This window comes from Streptococcus sp. VTCC 12905 (assembly GCF_049893385.1).
Classification (GTDB): Bacteria; Bacillota; Bacilli; order Lactobacillales; family Streptococcaceae; genus Streptococcus; species Streptococcus suis_AA.
Map to the genome: position 1 here is coordinate 1 of NZ_JBMVJC010000023.1, position 21,394 is coordinate 21,394.

The following is a 21,394-nucleotide window of genomic DNA, read 5'->3' on the forward strand; positions in this document are numbered from 1 at the left end:
TGGGACTTTTTTTCTACACTAAAAAAGGCTCCATAATCTCTACAGTGGATTTACCCACTACAGAAATTATAGAGCCTTATTTTTAAGCGAGGGATAAAACAGTCTATCCCCAGACTGTTTTATTTTACTGCATCCTTAAATGAACGAAATATTTCAATGATATATAATAGTATAAATCTTGTCAATATAAGCCTTTATAAGTATTAAAACTAAATTTATTTCGCTCATTAGAATTGGTAAGTTTTGAACTTATGCCCCTTTTTTGCCCCTTACATCCATAATTTGTTCCAGGGGCAAATTTTTTCGCTTTTTTGAGTACCTAAATTTCACTTTCATTATAGCATAAAAATAAAAAAGACTCTACTTAAAAGGATTGCACAGTTACTCCCCGACTACGACCTCTGGACAAGGTCTTTTTTAATTCCCTCATCACGTCCACTACCTTCTCTTCACACACAATCTCCCAAGGCCTAACTACCTCGCAAGGCAAGACGTAGTCAAATATCTTGCCGTCACGACGTACTATCATCACCGTGTCGCCTTTGATATATCCGTCATCTACTGCTTGCTTTAATTCGCTAAATTCTAACATGTTTTTCCTCCTACTTGTATATTCGCAATTTTTTTAAAAAATCGAAAAAACGGCAATTTTTAAAATTGTCCGTGATAAAAGCAAGTATTTTGCTATCGAAAATCAAAAAAACGGCAATTTTTAAAATTGTCCGTGATAAAAGCAAGTATTTTGCTATCGAAAATCAAAAAAACGCTATTTTTTTGAAATTAGCTGATTGCCCGGTGTAATGAAAAGACCCTGACAAAGCAAGGTCTTTGTATATGTTTTTATTTTCAGTTTGTTTTCTTGCTTTGTATGTATTCATACAAATTTTCAACTGACTTCTCGTCTTTGAATCCTAATAGATGTGCATTCTGTGGATTACTTTTTACGATTGTTTTTAAATTTGACGTTATTTTTTTCCAATCGTATTTGGGATTAATTTGCGCCACCAGATCAATTATTATAAATATTACTATCGCTAATCTATTTGTAGTTCTATTACCTTTCTTGCTAGAAATAACAAAAAGATGGTTATCCCAATCTATATTTTTAACTGGTGTAGTCTGTAATTGAATATCTAAAATATTGGAATTATGGGCGCATATATTTCTGATAAAATTTAAACATTTGATCCAAGATAATAGCTCCTTGACGCTACAGTTATAAAAGCTGGCCAACTGTTTTTTATTATTTTTACTCATTAAACCAATCAAGTTGATTAATTCCCCAAACATCAACATATCAATAGTGAGCCATACTGATGGAAAACCATCAGAATTAAGATTTTGTACATTTTTTAATTCTGAATGATTCGATAGTTCAATTGTTTTTAATAGTTTGCTCTTAAAATAATATTGTTGCTTTTCGATTTCAAATTTTTTAAATTTTGTTCTATTCGTCCAATTTGAAAAATTTAAATACCCGAATGCTCCATAATTTTTCCCAAGAATATAGGACACCTTAGTTTTTAATGATACTTCTATTTTTTCAATTGCATGTAATAGATTAATTCTTAAGTTCTTATCCTGATAGTATCTAGTTAAAACTTGTTTAAATGTTATACCGTCATATGATATGTCGGCATAACCATTTTTTTTGCTAATTTTTGCTAACGGACGTGCAAACTCTTTTAAGCGATAGTAACTTATATGCTGTAATTTTTCTTGGTTTAATTTAGCGTCTCCAATATCCATTCCTCTTTGTTTAAAAAGATCGATTTGTTTCTCCCATTCCAAGGCTGTTGGTGTATTCATACTTTCTCCAAAATCCAAAAAAAGAACCCTCATTTTCAGAACGTGTCTGCCTATAAAGGAAATGAGGGGATTGTCATCTGAATTTATTATACAATATTATCAATAATAGTCAACAAATATTATTATCTGCAATAACTATGTTTATAGATAAATTCAACATGTTGTATCTATATTTCTTAAAAAACAAAAACAATACAATATATTCGATTTTTTTGTTAAAATTTTTTTTCGGCAACAAAAAAAGCCCAGCAGACCGCTGGACTAAAAATCTATTTAAACGTACCGTAAGGCACGACATTACGTCGGTTTGACTCTTCCCCTGCTGCTACATAGCGACGTACACCGCTGCGGCTAACGTACGATACCCAAAAGTAACCGTCAGCAATATAGACCGAATCATAGTTAAACTGCTCGCCGTAAGCGTAAGTAGCCACAATTTTACCGTCAAGACCAGGTTTGTCTCGGACATTGAGCAAAGACACTTTAACAGTCATTGTCCCTTGCTCGTCTTTGTATTTTCCGATATTTCCACTACTTGACTGTGTAGGTACTGCAGTAGAGTCACTGTAAGGTGGATAAAACCAGCCGACAAGATTGCTGATTTGCTGACTAGAGTACTGAGCAGGACCACCGACTGACAAATTACCTACCAAGTTTTGCTCGATCGTTTGGACGGTATTGCCACTAACACCGATAATCAATCCTGTGTGCCCATAGTTGATACCGTCTCTAGCCCAGTAATTTTTGACAAAGATAGCCCCTGGACGAGGACGCTCAGACGTAGGCATGTAATGTATCTCAAAACCATGTTGCTTTGCTGATTTAATCAAATCAATCGCATTGCCCCAAAGGGCCTTGCCAAAATACTTACCGCAGATCCAATTGGGTAGGTCTACACACTGCTTGCCGTACCAACCATCATAATCCACACCTTGACCACGATTGGCAAGGTCTTTGGCAAAATTAACTACTTCATTTACTGTCGTCATGTGGTTCTCCTTCAAAATAAATATTGCCTTCGCCCAAATCTGCTTTCAATTTTTCGGGCTGGATGGTCCCAGAGTTTTTGCTGGTGTCAAGGGTTCTAGGTTCGTTTCTAACCAATTTTTCAAGTGCGACAATTACATTTGCAAAAATGCTTGTATCCCCTTTTGCTTTGCCGTAGTTCTCGACTAAACTCTTAAAAGTCAAGATTAGATAGCCAACATAAATTGTATAAAGAAATGCCACACCCGTCTGCTCTGGCAAAAGTACTGACATTGGAATTAGTACCGTGAGCAAGATAATACCCATTATTTTACGGATAAGACCGTTAATACCAATTTTAGATCGATAATCAATATCTGGGTTGATCATAGCAGCAAACGTGCCCGATAAAAAATCAACAATTTCCATGGTTACGATTAACCCAAGCAAAAAGAGGACCAATCCGTCCTCTGTTACGATAAGTTCGCGTAAAAAATCAAACATCCCATGTGGATGTGGTTGCATTTTTGATAACATCATAGCCATGTATTATGCCTCCGTCCCAACGGCCGGTTGAGACCAATCTGGATTCCCGTTTTCGTCAAACTTCATGATGTAATAATCCTCTTTAAACAGATCGGAAACGTTGATTGTTGTTGTTGTCCCACCCCATTGGTTAAAGGCCCAAACGGACTCCACATCTACAAATTGACGTTGACCATTAACGATAGTAGGGCGCTTTTGCATGTCTCTGTACATGTAAAAGTCCTGGGTCTCTGACTTGCAACGGATAAACTCTCCATTTTCTTTCATATAGACCAAAGCTGTAGCAATGTCAAATGGTTCTGTGATAGTTGATAAGTCGAGTAATGTGTTGTTAGTAGTTTCAGTCATGTTTATTCTCCTTCGATAATTTCCTCTGGTTTAGTAGCTTCATCCAGTTGCGTGTTTAATTCTGCAATCTCTGCTTGCAGTTGTGCGATAATCTGTTGCGCTTCTGTTAGTTGCACAGCGAGCAAGTTTTTCGTCGTCATCTCCTCTGACAGCTTTGTCACTAGGTCATTGTTAGTCAAGCGTAGCGCTTGTGTGATTTGTTCTTGGTTCATGGTTTACTCCTATATATTTAATTCAAATGCCCAGTTGTCACGTCTGGTTCTTATGTGTGTGCGAAGTGCTTCGTTAAACTCAAAGTTGTTGTAAATAATATGATTCCATATGTCCCATAGCGCTGCCACCGCTGTATCCAATCGGACAGGCTTCGAATTTTTATCCGGAGCCACAAAGTGCTTAGCCCAAATTTCGGACTCTGCGTTCATATCGGCAGGGACTATACGTTGAGTGACAGAATTGATATTCCAACCTACATCACCTTGTGCATGTCTTAGTAGCGTGCTGTCTCCATAAATTCTCACACGGTCTTCTGTGTTTATGTTATTTGTGTTTTCTGTGACAATCCCTGCAAATGTTGCTGAATTAAAAACTTCTCCTCCGTTTCGGTTGCTCCCGATGATTGTTCGCGAGTAATTTCCTTCAGTTTCAAATTTTATAAATTGGGTAGGGTGTCCAGTATAGATACGTCTTATTGCAGCTACGTTTGTGTAAAAGTTGATTTTACTTTCATCGAAATTTACATCCATACCACCGTTTAGAGCTTTAGCAATCCCGCTAGAAATTTGGCTCGCTGACAAAGTGACGGTCTGTACCTGCGTGATGAATGCATTTTTAGCAAAAATCTGTTTGAGATAAGCCTCTTTAGCCATAAAGTTGTTAAAAAACGCTTGGTCAAACGCAATATGACTACCTGTGATGCTGTTGGTAGCTATCCTAGCCGATGCTAGATAGCCAGTTGTGATCTTACCAGCGTCTAAGTCAGCTATCTTAGCGGATGTAATCACACCGTCCTGTATGTATGTCTTACCAGTAATCTGCACGAGACTACCGTCAATCTTAATAGACCCATCTTTGTTTAGATTAATCTGATTGAGTACTGTGCCTGAATTGGTCAGATTTTTCACAGCCCAGGACCCAGCAAGTGTGCTGACCTGTGTCTTAAGTCCATTAGTACCAGATACTTCCTGCACCAAGCCTGCTGCAGTCTGCGTAACCTTGCTGACATTGTCTAGGATACTTCCGCTCGTACCAACAGCGCCGATGGTACGTGTGTGACTGTCAACTGTATCTTTGACCACATTGTATTTGATCTCGGTCACAAAATCATCAAGACACGCTTCCCATTTTCTTGGTGTCGTGCCTTCAACAAGCATAACCTCGCCAAAAAATAACACTGCATGAATCCCATCAGTCGAACCATTATTATCAAAACGAATATAACCACTATCATTATTACCAGAGTTGAATGTAACAGTGACATACTCGGCTTTTAAATTTGAAAATCTACGACTGTCAATGATTCTGCTAGCAGATGTAAAATCATCAGTTTCATTTGATTTTCGTCCAAGGAACCATACGTCAGAGTTTCTTACGTTGCTTCCAGCAAAAGCATAAAAAGACAGCGTATAGTCTGTGTTCCTCTTTACTTCAAAGCGATTGCTTAATGCCGTTATTTCAGCAGTTCCATCAGTATACAACAAAAAGAGTTTTTTTTGACCATTGTAGTAAAAGTCGTGTTGTGACACAATCATCTGTCCACTCCAATACCAATACTGAGTATTAGTTGGGAATCCGCCATTTCGGATGAGGTTTCCTCCGCTGAAATCAGTTGGGATTAGCGCTCTTGTCTCGCTTATAGTCCGACTGAAACTATCTGCAGTCTCTTTGACAAGATTTTGCACAGTTGTAGCCAATGCATACGGTTGCAATGCACTACTTGTAATATAGCCTTTGCTTGTGATAGCTGACTCGACCTGTGTACTAGTCAAGCGCTGCTCAATCAGGCCGGCTTGCGTAAGGATGGTTGTTTCGGCGCTACTTAGCCGCTGAGTAATAGGGTTAAACTCTACCTTGGTCACTCTCTGCAAAATTTGCCGATTAGCCTCATCTACTGCTAGCTGGACTTGGCTAATTTGACCACCAGCAGTCTGGGCTAATTGCTTAGCTTCCAGCGTACCATTGATAGCATTAACAGCATCCGTTTTGGCTTGGTTGGCAAGCTCTTCAACAGACTGTGTCTGCGACAAGATGTCTGCGACTTGTCTGTCGTGCTCCTCCGATTGGGCCCGCATAGACGCGTTGACTTGGGCGATTTCTTCCGCAATCCTATCTCGCAGGGCTTCGCTTTCGTAAGTCCGTAGGATTTCTTCCCAAACTTCTCCAGACCAGCGTAACATGATTTTATGTCCCTCATGCTCTGGATCAGGTTTATACCAAATATCGTTGATCAGCACCTTACCTGGATACTGGACAGTAGGGTCTTCGGCACCGTACCAGTTATTATTAAAACCATCGGCGCTAGGCAGATAATCTGGCAGGTTTTGGACAAAATTTGAAAACTCGTTATTTACAAACTGCTCAACAGCCTTGTCAGCAATTTTTTGAGCTTTTGCCTCGTTACTTTCCCCAATTCTGTCACCAAGCTTGATGTCACTGGATTGGTTGTTGAGTCGGTTGAAAGTAATTTCAAAAATCCTGGTATCATAGTCCAGTTTTTTATCATGTCTGACAACTCGTATAGTGTCCCCAACCTTGACCCCCTTCAAATAGACACTAGATGTCTTTAAGGTCAACTGCGGACGTGCAGCATCAATCAAAGCCTTGTAAGTCCGTTCAATCAAGACCTCTGGATTCGCTTCTTCCGAAAAGTCCACAAAACCGATTTTCGGACGCATAGAGCCGTCAGCATTCTTGATCCCATACTCCCTTGTCATCAAAGGTAATTCCAGGTATTTCTGCCCTGCTGGCTTGTTTACTGGATTTCCTTGTGTTGTTGACCAAACTACGTTTTCAAACGTGATTTTCCGACCGTAGCCGTCACCAGTTTCCTCACCCTTGCCACGACCGATAAGGGCAGTAAAGATGTTGGTACGCTCCACCTCTTGTAAGATTTGCAGGGCATTGTGACCATAGACCACACGCTTGCCGACTGCTTCACCAATTCTTCGCTTAAAGTCAATGTTACGGGCACCGATGCGATTGCCGTTCATCTCGACGAAAAATTGCATCTCCAAATCCCAGACTTCACAGACCTTTTTCAAGGCATCGAAAACCGAGGTATAGTAGAAATTGGTACTGTGTGCAGTAGTTTCGCCAACAAAACGAGCTTGCCAGTTGGTGCCAGCAAGCAAATCCGTAATCACATCACGAGCTAGGGCATTTTGAGGCCGTTTGTCATAAATTGGCGACTTCCGCAATTCCTCAATCCCCGACTGTACACCAATCAAGGTAGTCAGTTCATCCGAAGATTTTTGGGCAACGTAGAAATAGTGAAAAATATGAGCATCTTCCATAGTCTGAATAGCCATGTACTCGACCTGTTCCAACTCATCCGCATTCAGTCCTTTGAGTTCAACCGTCAAACGGTCAGACACATAACGCTCAGTTGTCAATGCGTACTTTTGCAGGGCAGTCTTGACAGCTGATTTTCTGACAATCTTGATCAGCTTCTCATCTTTATCAAATAAATAAATCACGCTCTCTCATCCCTCCAAACTACATTTTTTACTGTGGCATTCTTTGCCGTGATGGTGTCTCCATTCTTGACCGTGAATTGTTCCAGCGGACTGAACCGCTCCAGCTCACTAAGGATACTCCTGCCGTCATAAGTAGCAGTCACTTCATCAGCTCCAAATCTGACCACAATGTCTTTCCCAGCCACATACGAACCAGAAAAAGATAAAATCTTAGTTCCATTGATAATCTGGACCTGATTAACCGTTCCAGTCGGTGTGACTGTGATGGACTCAGGCAAGACCTCCAAGGCATCCGATAAAGAAACAAGCCCAGTAGAGTTCTGGGCTGCCTTTTTCTTATATCCGTCTGGCACAATCAAAGAAAACTTACTGACAATAGAAAGTGAATTTTCCTCAATATCATCAGCCCCACTGAAATAGCCGTAATAGGTAAAACCTGGCTCATCCTTAAATGTGATTTCAAGATAACCACTACTTGCAAGAGTTCGCAAAATCCTGTTGAGTTTTGCAAACTTATCCCGCATGTCCGCACTGGTTCTAGCTTCCAGTTGGTACTTGATTTCGAGCACACGCTCATCATCAGATACATCTTCCACCCACACACCGCGACGACCAGGGACGGAGGTTGTCTTGACCGATTGACCAAGCAAGCCCCTTCCTGTCACCGTCAAATGACGGTAGCCCTCGACCAGTTGATTGAGGGGCACACCGTTGATGGACATGTTGTCACTAGGCTCGAAAGCCGTGATAGTTCCGTCAACTTTTTTCAAACTAGCGTAATTATACATAGCTTTCTCCTTCCTAGTAATGATCCAAAATCAACTCCATCTCTTGAGCGTTGGTAATATCTTCCGTAAAGGCCCGATAGACGCTATTGCCCATTTTCAGGACAATATCTGCCGCCTGTTGGCCAACGGTAAGTGTGCCACCACTAAAGGACACAGATGGGTCATAGGCCGTCAAACGACCTAGTTCGCCATCTACTGCACCCAATTCACTTTGCAAGCTACCAGCCACATCTTGACCTGTGAAGGCTGAAATAGCCCCCTGGGCCATTCCTGCCATTGATTTCAAAACCTTTCCAGTACCTGCTTTGACACCAATCACAAAACCTTCATCCGTGAATAGACCGAACTGGCGGAAGACACGGGAAGGCGACCTGATACCAAGCAAGTTTTTGGCTGCGTTGATAGCTCCACCAACAGCATTACTTACAGCTGAAATCAATCGACCCGCCGCATTAGCAACCCCTTGGACAAATCCACTGATAAGGTCAGCACCAGCACTGATTGCCTGACTGACAAAGTTTTTTGCAGCATTAACAGCATCATTGAAACTATTGCGGACTGCTGAAACAATTCTTGGTCCTGCATTTGTGACTGTACTAACAACTCTGTTCCACCCATCTGAAACAAAATTCTTCACATTGTCAACTGCATTAGAGACAACCGATTTGATATTTTCCCAAGTATTGGACAAGAACGCTTTGAGAACATTCCAAATTTGCTCTGTATTTGACTTGATCTTGCCCCAAGCCTTTGAAATAGCCTCTTTGACCATGTCAAAATTACCTGTTACCAAACCGACAATGACCAACAGCAAGGCAGCGAAGACCGTTTTTATGCTGTCCCAAGTCAACTCCCAAACAACCTGTATAGTCTTCAAAACCTGACTAATAAAGGCAGCTATCGGTTGCAAGACGCTCATTACTGTATTTTTAATCGACTCCCAAATAGTCGACAGCGTAGAGGAGATTGCATTCCAAATGGTGTCCCAAATTGATTTCAAAAAGTCAAGCCCTGTCTGGATAATTTGACCCAAACCGTCTAAAGCAACCTGTACCAGGGACTTGATACCCTCCCAGACAGTACCCAGAACCCCTTTGATGGTTTCCCAAGCTCCTGACCAATCTCCGTTGATCATCTGCATAACCGCCTTGATGATTCCTAAGACCACATTTAATGCTGTTTCAATGACGACCTTAATCATCTCCCATACAGTGGATATTATTGTTACGATATTACTCCACGTTGCTTCCAGCATTGGACCGATAATCGCCATAACAGTTTCAATAACCGCTTTAATGCCATTCCAAACTGTCTCTGCAGTTTGTCTAATTAGTTCTTGGTTTTCGTTCCACCAGGCGACCATTTGGCCCCACAAATCCATAACAAAAGACACCACGGCTTCAACTGCAGTGCTAATAGCTGATTTAATTGCTTCCCAAACTTCCAAGACTTTCGTCCGAAATTCCTCATTCGTGTTAAAGAGGATAACAAAACCAGCTACTAAGGCGGCAATCGCTGCAATAACACCCCAGACTGGAGCTGAAATACCGCCGATAATACCGCCAAGCGTACCAAACACGCCCGTGACAGCAGTACCGCCGGTTTGCGCTGCGATAAATCCAGCTTTTAAAGCCATAAAAGCTTTTGATGTTGCGCTAATTATCGCAATTACTTTGCTAACAGTACTAACAATCGTGCCAAGAGCTAGCAAAAATGGTCCTGCAGCAACCACTACAACGCCTAGCCACTTCTGCCAAGGTGCCAGAGGTAGGTTATCCCAAATAGTACCAACCACCGTCTTGACATTTTCTGCAAAAACTTTAATAGACTCGCCCATATTTGTCATTAACTGCTTGATATTTGCTTCAGGATCGCCTAAACCTGCTACAAAATCAGAAAAAGCAGACTTCATTCGACCAAGAGAACCTGCAACAGTATGTTCTGATTCTTTCAAAAAGTTTCCGTCAAATTGTTCAGTCCGCTCCATAAACATCTGCATGGCTAGTTCCGCTTTTTCAGCATTCGTTGCTGTTTCCCACTTGAAATTCAATCCTTTTTCAAGCGCGTACGCTTCAATTGTTGTCGCATTCATGGCTACGCCAAGATTATCCATCATGGTGAAATTACCCTTTGCAGCACCCGCAACGGATTCCATCGCCATGCTCATGTCAACGCCCATAACAGAAGCGACATCGGCGGCCCTCTGCATAGCAGAAGTGGTAAGGTCCATCGATTTCTTCTGTTCAATACCTGAACCTTGAAAGAGTGAAGCCATTTTATTAGCAGTCGCCATATAGTCCGATGCAGAAAGTCCCATATTTTTATAAGCTGATTCTGCATCTTTTTGAACAGTCTTGGCAAAACTGCCAAATACAACTTCAGTACCGCCTATATTCTGTTCTAGTTCTGCAAATGACTTGACGACGCCACCGATTGCACCAACAACCGGAACTGTGAAACCAGCAGTCATTCCAGCACCGACTTTCATCATTGAACCTCCAACCGTCGACAAAGTTTGACTAACTTTATCTAAGCTAGAGCCAGTTTGATTTTTCAAACTCTGAAGAGACATCTGAGCTTCTTTGAGTCCGCTCGTAAAGTCAGAAACATTGGCTTTTAATATGGCCGTGACATCAAACGTTGCTCCCATCAACTTCCTCCTTTCATCGCTTGATTAAGTAGCCTGTTTTTGTCAGCCAGGTCAAGAACCTTCCTGGCTGGTTGTTCAGGCTCAAACAACTTGTCAAATTCTTCTTTATGATTATAAAAATCCTCAAAATTCTTATAAGCTGACTTAGCACTTTTGCCATTGCCTTTTGTCGCTTTGACACTCTGGATGAACCAGGCTTGAATAGCTGAATGATACCGCCTATCTTCCTGCTGAATAGCATAGGCAGTATTGTAAATATAGAACTGTTCAAGCGTTGTGTTTGCTGCTTCAATGTAGGTCATGCCATGTCTGGCAATCAAGAGGGCAATAGCTTCATCATATCCAAAGTTAGAAGATGACGTTTGTCGCTCCCCTACTCGACTAGGTTCATGGCTTTTTTGAGTAGGGGTGATGTTTTTAACTCGTCCACAATCTCCTGGATAGTCTGATCATACTTGTCAGTTTCAATCAAGTCTTCCAGGTAAGCTTCGATAGCCTCGTTACTTGGTTTTTGAGGTTCGTTGACCGTGCCAGCCTTGATGATGTCTACAAAGGCCATCGGGTCATTAAGGGCTTGCCCTGCGTTAAAGAGGGTCATGGCACCGTAACCTGTTTTCATGCCTTCGAGTTCTGCTGAGTGCTGTTTATTCATTTCACGCAAAAAGCCGAGGCCAAAGCGTAGTGTGTATTCACGTCCACCAATTGTTAAAATCATTTTGTAAAACTCCTTTTAAAAAAATAAGGGGCATAAAGCCCCTAACAGTCATCTAACCTAGACACCTACACCAGTTGCATCAGTTTCTTTTGCAAGTGTGTGGTAAGCGTATTGTGCAGCTTCAACGGCTGCTTTTTGCGTTTCAGTCAATGAGTCAACAGCTTGAACACCGTTGCCATCAATTGCCATTTCATAAGACAATTCAACCTTGTCATCAGAAGGCGCTGAGATTTCAAAATTCTTGAAGTAGCCTTGGTAGTAGTCAACGTCATAGACTGTTTTACCGCCTTCAACACGGGCGCTCCCAAGATCCACCTGCCAAACTTCAACCTTGTCTTTAGCCAGATACCATTTACGCATTTCCTTCCACATGTTGACCGTGTCAACATTTTCACGGTAGGCCAATGAAGTGAAGTCAGCGCTGGTTTCGCCATCTGAAATGCTGTTCACAACACCATCCTTGGTGCTGGTGCTCTCAACTTCTTTTTCAGAGTTGATTGTGTGTTCCGTTTGAAAACGGACTTTGCCTGCATCTTGTTTCTTCTGGTCAGCTACTCGACGGAAGAATGCGATCAGGTCTTTTCCTTGAATTAACATCTATTTCTCCTTTTTGGTGTAATCAAAAGTAAAGTCCAGCACAATGTGGAGCAAGGGCTGGACATCCGTATTATCTGGGATAATTTGCTTAGAGGTTGAAGCATGGTGTAGGTGGTAATCATAACCATCATGGGCACGCTTGACCTCACTTTCTAAATAGGCTGAAATATCGTCCAGATTGGCCCTATCCTCCCTCAAACCGTAGAGGTGGACGGTTTGTCTCAATCTGCCCAGAAGGTCCTTATTTGGGCTTTCTGTGACGTTATTTTCGCCTATGTAAACAAAGGGATAGGCACTCTTTGCATCAGGCAAAAAGTCATAGGTATCAACCCTGACCTTGCTGATGGCAAAAATCCGCCTAAACAAAGCATGATTTGGGGTCACTTAAAAGCTCCTTTCATCACGTTGGTCATGTCTTTTTGAAATTCTGGCTGAATTTGTTCCAACATGGGACGGAAGTGAGGGGTACCTGGCTGGTACCTGGTACCATATTCTTGATAACCGTCATAACCTGCCTCACCGTGAATATGGGCTTCCATACCAGGGTAAGAGGTGGTGATGTGGTCTTTCAAGAACTCGGTATCTTTAGGGGCCAACTGCTTAGCAATCCTCTTTCCTTTTTCTCCATTATTTTTCAGAACCTGCAAAGACTGTTCGACTGCCTTTGGTTGAGCGTTGCTGATGGTTGCGGTTAGCTTTTCCATGCCCTGCCATTTAACAGCCATATCAACCACCTACCTTTTTGAGCCTGACAGCTCCCTTGATAGGGGCATCAATCTGATCCATAGGAATGTACTTACCATCATCATAGATAGCGGATTGAAACGGCTCTTGTGCTTGCTGAAAACGGCAAATCATGACAACATCTGTCTGATTGCCATACTCTTTCAAGACCTTGGCCTGTTGGATGAAGTTGACCAGGCAGGGCACAACTTCTTTTTGACCTTCAGCAGCCTCATAGCTATCTGTTTCAGGATTGTACTTTGGCTGTTCGGCTTCCCTGATCAAGGTAATGCGGTGAGGTGTCTTCATAGAAACATCACCTTGCCTTTCTCTCTTAGAGAACCATCAAGACCAAAATCCTTGTTAAGAATTTTCATGTAGGGTTTAAAGAGGTCATCCAGCTCCTGGTAGGTGACTGAATAACCGTCCACAGTCTCAGAGGTCACGGCTTCAGAGCCTTTGCGACCATAGAGCTTGTAAACCACATTCTCAATCATAAAATTGTATTTGGCATCAATTTCAGTTGTATCTGTCAAGAGCTTAAAATAACTTTCAGCATCGTCAACCAGGTCTTCAATGAGGGCCTTTTCTTCTGTGTCGTCAGGGGCAATACCCAACCGACGCTTGATTTTAGAAAGTTGGGTATCTGTCATATTACTCCCCTTCAGCACCATCAAGCAAGGCTTTCAATTCATCCTTGCTAGCACGGGAACCGTACTTGATACCAAGCTCATCCAGTTTGACTTTGAGTTCCTTTGTACTCAAATCACTTTCTGCCTTGGTATCTGGGGACAAATCCCCTTCGGCACCATCAGACTCAATGACACCTTTACCAAGCAGTTCCTTGATACGATTATCAGATACGTTCAAATCTGGACGTGGATAAGTTTCACCTTTCTCATAAAGGTAATTATTATCCTTAGTGTCCAGGATGTTTTTAGTTACGATATAAGCCATGAGTTAGCTCCTTTCTTTTTAGACACGTTCAGCAGGTGTCAATTTGGCAAAGGCATCTGTCTTGGTGATCATCACTGCAATATCCATTGTGGCACGGATGGCAATCATTTCTTGTTCGAAGAGGTTTATTGGTGTACCGTCAGCATTTGTGATGGTAGAAATCTGACCTTCTTCTGAAATCTTGTAGTTGATGTTGTAAGGAACACCATAGATAAGATTATCAAAGTCACCAGCAAGCAAGTCACCTTTTTCAAAGTGTGCAGATTTGAGGTCAACCGTGGTGATGCCGTCGATGGTGTTAGCAGACTTGTCAAAGATTGATACTTTATCTCCATCACGAGCTTCACGCAAGGCAGAGCGGTTCTGAATTTTTGATACAAAAGCATTTGCTTCAACATCAGAGTCGTAAAGTGCATCTTGAAGCTTCAAGATGTTGTCATAAGTGATTGGACCACCAATGACTTTACCTGCATCTTTAGCAGCCTTATTGACTGAGTTCGCAAATGGTGTGTCATGACCAAGCAGACCAGCTTCATCAATTTTCTTGTAGAAGGCTTCAACGATCTGTGGCTTCATATCGTCAAAGAATTTCTTCCAGGTGTAGTTTAGGGCTTCACGGGATGTCACCAAGATGATACCAAGCTTGTGAGCTTTCAGGGTTACTGGAACCACCTCTGGCTTATCAGTCTTGATTTTCTCAGTTTCATTTACCCAGTATGCTGAAATTCCATCCGTTTGAACATAAACGGTTTTTTCTTGCTGGCCATCCATCTCTTGGTACTGACCAAGTTGCATCACAAGGGAATTTTGAGCAACATCTTTCATGATGATGTCGGTAAATTCTTTGTGCAAAGTCCCATCTTTCTTTTGAGAAACCAGGACGTTTTCAGGGTTAAAAGTTTGTACTGTCATTTATTGACTCCTTATTTGATAATGCGAGAGTCTCGGAAAATATCGCCAGGACTCTGTTTGCTAGAACCACCGAAAGAAGACGACACTTTGGGAGGTTCGGACTGCGTAAATTCAGCTTTGATTTCGCTGATGATGCTTTCAAAGTCAGCAATTGCCTGCAAGGTCCCGTCTGCAGTGTCTTTAACCACAAATCCAAGCACCTTGTCATTAACTGGCAATTTTCGCTCTGAAAGTGTTTTGATAGCTTCGTCTGTCAGCTCACGCTTGGTTTGTTCTTTCTCAAGGTCAGAAATCTTATCAAGCAATTTTTGCTTTTCAGCTTCAGCTACTTGTTTGCGATACTCTTCCAGTTCCTTACCTGAGAGTTCGTTCTCAGCTTTGTACTGTTCAAGAGCTTGTGTAATAGCTTCTTGTGTCGCCTGTGCATGCTTTTCTTCTGCCTGCTTCAAGCGACGTTGCATTTCAGCAAGTGATACTGTCTTTTCAGGTTCTGGCGGATTGCTAGCCTGTCCGTTTTGACCTTGTTCAAGATCAACTGCTGGATTGTTATGTTCTTCTGCCATGTCTTGGCTCCTTTCTTTTACGCTTTAACGTGCAACCTCCACGAACTCATGCAAGGATTAACGTCACTAGCACGGTTTGGACAAAGAGAAAACCGCATGGGATTCCATACGGTTTTAAGTATTTTTGAGTAGTTTCAAGCAGTCTTTCCTGCTGTCAAGATGTGGGACCATCTCCTAATCTTCGATTGCTCGGTTTGATACCTTGGCATAGACATCCACATAAGTTTCTGATTTATCGCCATTATGAGTTACTTCCGCATAGTCGCCACACTTTTCATCAGACTTGATTTGATTAGTGCTGACTAATGCTTTCCAATTTTGTAGGGTTTTGCTGAACCAAACTACAAAACAGTCTTCAGTCTTGATTTCACGACCTGACAGACGTGAAAATTCTTGAGCTGCCAATTTCTTTGCTTTTTCTAACATAATTTTCTCCTTTATTTACGACTGAACCAATACTTCTTCTGTTGCTTTGTGAAGGCTTCTACATCAATTTTTAAGATATTTGAATCATTTTTCAGAGATTTCAAACTAACTTCAATGGCATCGAAACGACTATTTGTAGCTTGGACGTTTCGATTATTCAATTTTTCCATCTTCTCTACAATGTTCCAAAGTTGATTATTTTGATCGAGTAGGAACTCAACAGCATTTCCTGCTAGTTTTAGAGCATTCTCAAGTTCACGTTTCTTTTTGATTCGTTTATTCATGTGCCTTGTAACCTCCATTTTTAGAAACAACCTGAATGTCTGGTTTGAATTCAGACAATTCTTTCAAAGCGTTCTGGTACGCCTGTTGGGCTTCGTCGACATTTTGCAGTAAACGCTGAAATTCGTCTTGGTTCTCCCAGTTTAGCGCCAGGTCAATTGAAAAATTAGCCATTAGAACCTCCTTTCCAAAGCCAACTGAAATCATTGTCAGTTAAGACTTGATATAAAATTTTACCAATGCGGTCAGCCTGTTCTTCCTCGTGTTCTACGTAACCAGCTTCAACCAAAATGCCATGAGTGATTTCATGGATAAGTGTTTGGTCTTCAATTTGCTGACTGGTAGAGTCATCTAGCACAATCTTACCAGTCTTGTACTCAATATGCCCCCATTCACCAGTTTTGCCTTGCAAGTCTGGTTTCTTGCTGACTTCATAAACAATACCGCCAATTTTGACAGTTTCAATACCTGGTTTCTTATCTCTGTTCATTCTTTACCTCTTTTCTTGATAATAATGATTATTTGAGTTATAATTTAAGTAAGAAATAGAGGTTTTCCATCTCCCCTTGAAACAGCTTGCTGCGGTAGGAGGTGGGACACCTCTATTTTTCTTTTGGTTCAATAATATCAACTAGTTTGTCAGATTTTTTGATGAGCGCTGTGTTCAATCCACGACGGCCTGATTTATAAACCTTATCAAGCAGCTCAAAAATTTCATCTTCGGATAATGGAGTGTTTGTAATGTCAAATACAATGTTTTCAGATTGTTCCTTGGCTTTTTTTGAAGCGTTATCAATGACATTTTTGCCACTTCCTGAAATTTCTTTCAAATCAAACTTTACACCATCAACTAGATAATCAGGGGTAGGGATATTTTTAGGATAATTGACCCTTGGAACCATTTCAACATGACGACCTAAAAGCTCAGACAGCCATTGTGCTGTCTCTTTTTCTTTTGGACTATAATCTAACACAACATTGCGACCATCCACTTGATATTTCTTACCGCCATGTTCCCAAAAATTTCTGTCAGTAAGTTTTGCTTTAGCAGGATCCACATTGTTCAACCACTCATCTTTCACAGAACGGTAATTTTTGCCGTCGTGAGGGGTTTGCTTCTGCAGTTGTGCTGAAATCTGTTTCTGACCTGCTTTCTTAGCTTCATCTTTGTCATCTTCTCCCCAAACACCATTCGACGCTTCACGGTCAAGCGTGCTACCACCTGCTTTATATTCCATCTTGATATGACCATAAGAAGAACAGCGACAATTGGGGTGCATAGGGTACATATTGACCCCTTTTTCCACATCCTCAATCGGAATAGCTACCTTGTCTAAAGGTCCACACAGGTCACACGCTCCAGGTTCTGCCACGAAGATCATGTGAGTAAAGCCGTTATCTTTGAGCATGCTGTACTGCGTGTCAGCGTTAATCCGTGCAATCTCAGTCTTTAACAATCGTTTAGCATTCTGTTCACTGGTGCCGTATTTCTTGGCCAGGCGCTTCATTTCCTGCTTGTAACCCATCATGTCTGTAAAGATACGGTTAAGCGAACCAAACACCTCTCTCTGAAGCGTGGCACGAAGTCCAAGACCGCCCCATACTCTAGCAGAAAATTTCTGACCGTAGAAATCAGCGTCTAAAACGCTCTGCATGCGCTTTTTCGCTCCGCTGGATGAAATACCTAAAATACCTGCTTGACGCTTGTATTCGTTCAAATATTCATCCGTCCGTGCCTTATCAAAGACCTCGTTAACCTCAGCAGTCAAATTTTGGATTTCAAGAGTTAATTCTGCTTTCAAAAGCTCCAACCGACTGACTTTCATCTTGAGGTTATAGACTTTGAGCCATTCATTCGTTGCATGACTAAAATCTTTCTCTTTGACAGCCTTGGCAGCCTTATCAGCAAACTTTGTAACATCCATTTCGGATGCTTTTTTCATAGCTTCCTGCTTAGTCAGACCTTCCCTTCTGGCATATCGCATGTAAAAGCCGTCAATTTCCCTTTGCATACGGTCAAATGACTCTTGATAGATTTGTGCCAATACCTTGTCACGATCCAGGTCACGCTTCATCAGCTCAGCTTGGGCTTTTCGCTCTGCATTGTACCGCTGATTACTTGTTATCCGCTTGTCCGTCATCTGACTCACCTACAATCTGGCCAACTTCAAGATCACTGGAACCGCCCTGTTTCAAAATCCGACCTTGTTCAGTCTTGTAGTCAGTAAAACTAGCGTTTTCCATGAGCGTTTCCTGGGAAATCTCACCGCCTGCCTCGATGTAGGCCTTGATTTCCGTCCAAACATCTTGAGGGATATTAGGGTGGAAAGTAAAGGTCAATTTGTTTGCTTCAATTACCGGGCCGTTGATGGCTTTATGGATATTGCTGACAAGCTCGTACCTACGACGCAAAGCCTTAGTAAAGTAAGTTTCCTTGTCTTTTCGTACCTGTTCCAAACCAATCATCTTGTAAAGCAAAGCGATACCAGACGACGTTGAGTTGAAGCGGTCATCATCGAGATTTGGAATGCGACTGAAGCGGTGAATGTCATTGGCCAGACGGGTTTTATAGGCCTCTGTACCGTTGACATCATACTGTTTGTAAATGTAGTCAGCGTCCACTGTTGTCTGTTGACCTGTTTGAGAAATTCCAGTCTTCAAAAGAAGCATGTTTGCATCTTTCATTTTGGCTGCACTTTCTGGGTCAAGGTTGATACTGTCAAGATCTCCCTTAATCAACAAAAGAGCATCATTCAGGTCACTCATATAATTAGCCGTGTCTGACTGGCCAGCATCATAGGCATCTATCAAGGAGAGTTCACTTTCATAATCTCCCATTCGGAAACGGTTGTTCCACCATTCGACTACTGGCACATCATTGTAGCTGTGTTTGTTTGCACCTTCCGAAACCAACCTTACTGCGTTGTGAGAAAATGGCTTGTAGGTGATGACCTGGTCCTTAGTATAGACGGTCATATTGACCTTATTGTCATAGACTGGCAAATGCACCGCTGCAATGATGTTCTGTTCAACAGTCAAATCACGGATGACAAACATTTCAAGTGGACTAATTAAGACCACACGATCAACGTTGTCCTTGTCTCTGAAATGATATTCATAGGCCCTGCCATAAACCGAGGCATCAAATGCCAGATCACTGTTTAGGGCATTGATGTCATTTTGCCACTCAATTTCTTTAAGTGTGTTGAGTTGCTCATCATTACCATCAATTAACCCTAGGGTTACGGGATTTCCAATGACGTAGCTTGTAGCGAAACTGGATATATAACCACCCCACTTATGTCTTACTCGGTAATCTGCCTTTTCATCATCAAGGCGACGGTGTCCAGCCAAAATGCTGAAATTGTCCCCTTGAGCATATGAAGCAAGAATCTTCAAGCGGTTCTTCTGACTACCAAAAAAGGCTGCCAGCATATCCCTGAAAGCCTTCCTACCCTTGTCAGTATTCAGCAGATCATCAGAACTGCTGAACCTGAATTGTTCATTTGCCAGGTTATCAAAAACCAGGCTGTCACTTCGTGTTTTCGTCACGGTGTCAATGCCGTGTTCAAATTCGTTTACCTTGTCCACTGCTTACCTCCTGAACAGTCTATTGATTTTCTTGATTGTCTTATCAACGTCCAAGTCTTTCTTAGCCTGGTAAATTCTATCTTGAATAGCATACCTAATTGCATCTAGGCAGTGGTTATAGCTATCAACTGGCTCATTGATGTACTCATTTGTTTTCTTGTCCTTCTTCCATGTGTAGTTTTCCAATTCTTCAATGGTCTTGACACATCTTTCATCTACAACAATGTCATATTGCAATATGTACTGAATACCCTGCATCACTGACCCTGGTCCTTTGAGAGCGTCAATCACTCTGCTGATACCAAGGTTTCGCAATTCCTGATTGGATTTTTTTTCCGCTGAGTCAGCCCTGATTTCTTCCTTGCCATAGCCCAGGTTTTGAATAGCCTCAGCTATCTTGTCATTGGTCAAGTTCTTTCTCACATATTCTTCCATGATGTAGAGCTTTCTGTTTTCGTCATCAATCTTGACATGCAAAAATGCTGAAGGGTCATTGATGAAACCATAGTCCAGACCAAAGTAAGAAGGCAGATGTGCCAGCTTTTCCTTGTTAAGCAGCCTTTTCTCATATTTTGGAAAAACCAGCTTGTCCAGGGTTGCAAATTCCCCCATGGCATAGATTTTGTAATAGGCTTCATTCCTGTTGGCCAGTTCCTCTATGTTCTCTATTGTGACCTGATCAAGAAAGCGATTGTCCTTGTATGACGTGTGATAGACTACTGTATTCTTTGGTGACTTAATGAAAAAGGCATTGTAGGTCCAGTTCACTTTGGAAACCGGGTTAAACATGAGATAGATTTGCTTTTGCTTATGTTTTCTGTCTCTTAAACGTAGTGTAAGCTGGGTATAATCATCCAACGTAAATTCAGACGCTTCTTCCATGACTACATCGGAAATCCCTTTGATTGACTTAATTTTCTCTGGGTTATCAAGACCCTTGAAAATAAACTGAGCGCCGTTCGGCAACTCAATCCGATAAGCTGAATTATTGACCTTGCACTTATCAAGCAGTTTAAAAAACTCCAAACACTGCTTGACGTCCTCAAAAATAGAATCGTGTACAGTTGCGCCGACTTTACGCAGAAAAAGCACCTTTCTAGGGTGCTTCCAATTTTGACACGCTTTTAAGACTACCTTCTGAATTACGCCGTGACTTTTACCGCTTGAGGCCCCTCCATAGTGGACCTCTGTAAAAGTGACGTAGTCATATAACTTGTCATAGATATGTTTGTTAAAGACCCTGCTGGGATAGTCAATGACGATATTTATTTTAGGTCTAGTCTTCGTCAGCATCCCACTCACCTACCTTGATTTCAATAGTGCGAGTTGTCTGTTCAATCTCTTGCTTGTCTCTCCACTTGTCAGGCATTCTATTTTTTACCCAAAATATCTGAGCCGTTACATTAGGCTTACTGTATTTGGTCAAAGTAACAACGTCTCCTTGATTAGTAACAACATCTTCCTTGTAGTAAAAGCCCTTAGCATTTTCAAATAGGGCATTCTCCACCTGCATATCAGCAACTTCTTTGTTCTTTTTTAGGGTGTCCGAAATGTCCGAATGTTTTTTCTTCCATTCATTCAAGGTGGAACGTGCAATCCCCATATTACTTGCAATCTGCTCCTCGGAAAGCCCGCTCCTCGCCCAACCACCCATAAGTGTCAACCCATCTTCAGTTAGCCAATCTTGGTACTTAGGTCTTGCCATGTTCATCACCTCCTCCAAAATAAAAAGCCACACTTCGTTGTGTGACTTTGCTTAGACTTCCAACTAAGCTGTGTGGGTTTGCGATGTTACTGTTGCCACATCTAAGAATTGTGCTGTTTCCAGC

27 protein-coding genes are annotated in these 21,394 nt (G+C 41.7%); all 27 read right to left on the minus strand.

The window, feature by feature from the left end; translation table 11 throughout:
• Nucleotides 1–364: 364 nt before the first annotated feature.
• Nucleotides 365–592: a Paratox gene (locus tag ACPC58_RS08220; RefSeq protein ID WP_434065736.1), complete on the minus strand. Its 228-nt coding sequence runs from the start codon at nt 590–592 to the stop codon at nt 365–367.
• Between the two features lie 254 nt (nt 593–846).
• Entirely contained in the window at nt 847–1,809 is a 963-nt protein-coding gene (locus tag ACPC58_RS08225) for an Abi family protein (RefSeq protein ID WP_434065737.1), read from the minus strand.
• Nucleotides 1,810–2,078: 269 nt separating this feature from the next.
• The gene (locus ACPC58_RS08230) at nt 2,079–2,798 is read right to left on the minus strand and encodes a CHAP domain-containing protein (RefSeq protein ID WP_434065738.1); all 720 of its coding nucleotides are present in this window, start codon (nt 2,796–2,798) and stop codon (nt 2,079–2,081) included.
• Nucleotides 2,782–3,279: a phage holin family protein gene (locus ACPC58_RS08235; protein ID WP_434065778.1), complete on the minus strand. Its 498-nt coding sequence runs from the start codon at nt 3,277–3,279 to the stop codon at nt 2,782–2,784. Before ACPC58_RS08235 ends, ACPC58_RS08230 begins: the two co-directional genes overlap by 17 nt.
• A gap of 45 nt (nt 3,280–3,324) precedes the next feature.
• Entirely contained in the window at nt 3,325–3,669 is a 345-nt protein-coding gene (locus tag ACPC58_RS08240) for a hypothetical protein (protein WP_434065739.1), read from the minus strand.
• Between the two features lie 2 nt (nt 3,670–3,671).
• Complete coding sequence (locus ACPC58_RS08245; protein ID WP_434065740.1) at nt 3,672–3,881, minus strand: hypothetical protein; 210 nt, start codon at nt 3,879–3,881, stop codon at nt 3,672–3,674.
• A 9-nt stretch (nt 3,882–3,890) separates the two neighbouring features.
• The gene (locus ACPC58_RS08250) at nt 3,891–7,361 is read right to left on the minus strand and encodes a phage tail spike protein (protein WP_434065741.1); all 3,471 of its coding nucleotides are present in this window, start codon (nt 7,359–7,361) and stop codon (nt 3,891–3,893) included.
• Nucleotides 7,358–8,149 carry a distal tail protein Dit gene (locus ACPC58_RS08255; RefSeq protein ID WP_434065742.1) on the minus strand — a complete coding sequence of 264 codons (792 nt, stop codon included), beginning with the start codon at nt 8,147–8,149 and terminating at the stop codon, nt 7,358–7,360. The genes ACPC58_RS08250 and ACPC58_RS08255 overlap by 4 nt, the downstream gene beginning before the upstream one ends.
• 13 nt (nt 8,150–8,162) lie before the next feature.
• Nucleotides 8,163–10,799 (minus strand): hypothetical protein, encoded by a 2,637-nt coding sequence (locus ACPC58_RS08260; RefSeq protein ID WP_434065743.1) that lies wholly within the window; start codon nt 10,797–10,799, stop codon nt 8,163–8,165.
• Nucleotides 10,799–11,101 (minus strand): hypothetical protein, encoded by a 303-nt coding sequence (locus tag ACPC58_RS08265; protein ID WP_434065744.1) that lies wholly within the window; start codon nt 11,099–11,101, stop codon nt 10,799–10,801. Before ACPC58_RS08265 ends, ACPC58_RS08260 begins: the two co-directional genes overlap by 1 nt.
• A gap of 71 nt (nt 11,102–11,172) precedes the next feature.
• Nucleotides 11,173–11,514 (minus strand): tail assembly chaperone, encoded by a 342-nt coding sequence (locus ACPC58_RS08270; RefSeq protein WP_392452355.1) that lies wholly within the window; start codon nt 11,512–11,514, stop codon nt 11,173–11,175.
• A gap of 57 nt (nt 11,515–11,571) precedes the next feature.
• Nucleotides 11,572–12,111 (minus strand): phage major tail protein, TP901-1 family, encoded by a 540-nt coding sequence (locus tag ACPC58_RS08275; RefSeq protein WP_312249656.1) that lies wholly within the window; start codon nt 12,109–12,111, stop codon nt 11,572–11,574.
• Nucleotides 12,112–12,495, minus strand: coding sequence for a hypothetical protein (locus ACPC58_RS08280; RefSeq protein ID WP_434065745.1), 384 nt, complete (start codon nt 12,493–12,495; stop codon nt 12,112–12,114).
• Nucleotides 12,492–12,836, minus strand: coding sequence for an HK97-gp10 family putative phage morphogenesis protein (locus ACPC58_RS08285; protein ID WP_392452359.1), 345 nt, complete (start codon nt 12,834–12,836; stop codon nt 12,492–12,494). Before ACPC58_RS08285 ends, ACPC58_RS08280 begins: the two co-directional genes overlap by 4 nt.
• A gap of 1 nt (nt 12,837) precedes the next feature.
• Nucleotides 12,838–13,143, minus strand: a complete 306-nt coding sequence (locus ACPC58_RS08290) for a hypothetical protein (protein WP_434065746.1) — start codon at nt 13,141–13,143, stop codon at nt 12,838–12,840.
• Nucleotides 13,140–13,487: a phage head-tail connector protein gene (locus ACPC58_RS08295; RefSeq protein ID WP_392461727.1), complete on the minus strand. Its 348-nt coding sequence runs from the start codon at nt 13,485–13,487 to the stop codon at nt 13,140–13,142. Before ACPC58_RS08295 ends, ACPC58_RS08290 begins: the two co-directional genes overlap by 4 nt.
• 1 nt (nt 13,488) lies before the next feature.
• The gene (locus ACPC58_RS08300; RefSeq protein WP_434065747.1) at nt 13,489–13,791 is read right to left on the minus strand and encodes a hypothetical protein; all 303 of its coding nucleotides are present in this window, start codon (nt 13,789–13,791) and stop codon (nt 13,489–13,491) included.
• 18 nt (nt 13,792–13,809) lie between these two features.
• A complete protein-coding gene (locus ACPC58_RS08305) occupies nt 13,810–14,703 on the minus strand; it encodes a phage major capsid protein (protein WP_392452366.1) in 894 nt (297 codons plus the stop codon).
• 11 nt (nt 14,704–14,714) lie between these two features.
• Nucleotides 14,715–15,266, minus strand: a complete 552-nt coding sequence (locus ACPC58_RS08310) for a capsid assembly scaffolding protein Gp46 family protein (protein WP_434065748.1) — start codon at nt 15,264–15,266, stop codon at nt 14,715–14,717.
• A gap of 174 nt (nt 15,267–15,440) precedes the next feature.
• Nucleotides 15,441–15,692, minus strand: a complete 252-nt coding sequence (locus ACPC58_RS08315) for a DUF6275 family protein (protein ID WP_434065749.1) — start codon at nt 15,690–15,692, stop codon at nt 15,441–15,443.
• An 11-nt stretch (nt 15,693–15,703) separates the two neighbouring features.
• Nucleotides 15,704–15,976 (minus strand): hypothetical protein, encoded by a 273-nt coding sequence (locus tag ACPC58_RS08320; RefSeq protein ID WP_434065750.1) that lies wholly within the window; start codon nt 15,974–15,976, stop codon nt 15,704–15,706.
• Entirely contained in the window at nt 15,969–16,148 is a 180-nt protein-coding gene (locus ACPC58_RS08325; RefSeq protein ID WP_434065751.1) for a hypothetical protein, read from the minus strand. The genes ACPC58_RS08320 and ACPC58_RS08325 overlap by 8 nt, the downstream gene beginning before the upstream one ends.
• Nucleotides 16,141–16,464: a hypothetical protein gene (locus tag ACPC58_RS08330; RefSeq protein ID WP_434065752.1), complete on the minus strand. Its 324-nt coding sequence runs from the start codon at nt 16,462–16,464 to the stop codon at nt 16,141–16,143. The genes ACPC58_RS08325 and ACPC58_RS08330 overlap by 8 nt, the downstream gene beginning before the upstream one ends.
• Nucleotides 16,465–16,576: 112 nt before the next feature.
• Nucleotides 16,577–18,115: a minor capsid protein gene (locus ACPC58_RS08335; RefSeq protein ID WP_434065753.1), complete on the minus strand. Its 1,539-nt coding sequence runs from the start codon at nt 18,113–18,115 to the stop codon at nt 16,577–16,579.
• Nucleotides 18,090–19,565, minus strand: coding sequence for a phage portal protein (locus tag ACPC58_RS08340; RefSeq protein ID WP_434065754.1), 1,476 nt, complete (start codon nt 19,563–19,565; stop codon nt 18,090–18,092). Before ACPC58_RS08340 ends, ACPC58_RS08335 begins: the two co-directional genes overlap by 26 nt.
• A gap of 3 nt (nt 19,566–19,568) precedes the next feature.
• A complete protein-coding gene (locus ACPC58_RS08345; RefSeq protein ID WP_434065755.1) occupies nt 19,569–20,858 on the minus strand; it encodes a PBSX family phage terminase large subunit in 1,290 nt (429 codons plus the stop codon).
• Complete coding sequence (locus ACPC58_RS08350) at nt 20,842–21,270, minus strand: helix-turn-helix domain-containing protein (RefSeq protein ID WP_434065756.1); 429 nt, start codon at nt 21,268–21,270, stop codon at nt 20,842–20,844. Before ACPC58_RS08350 ends, ACPC58_RS08345 begins: the two co-directional genes overlap by 17 nt.
• Nucleotides 21,271–21,394: the final 124 nt, after the last annotated feature.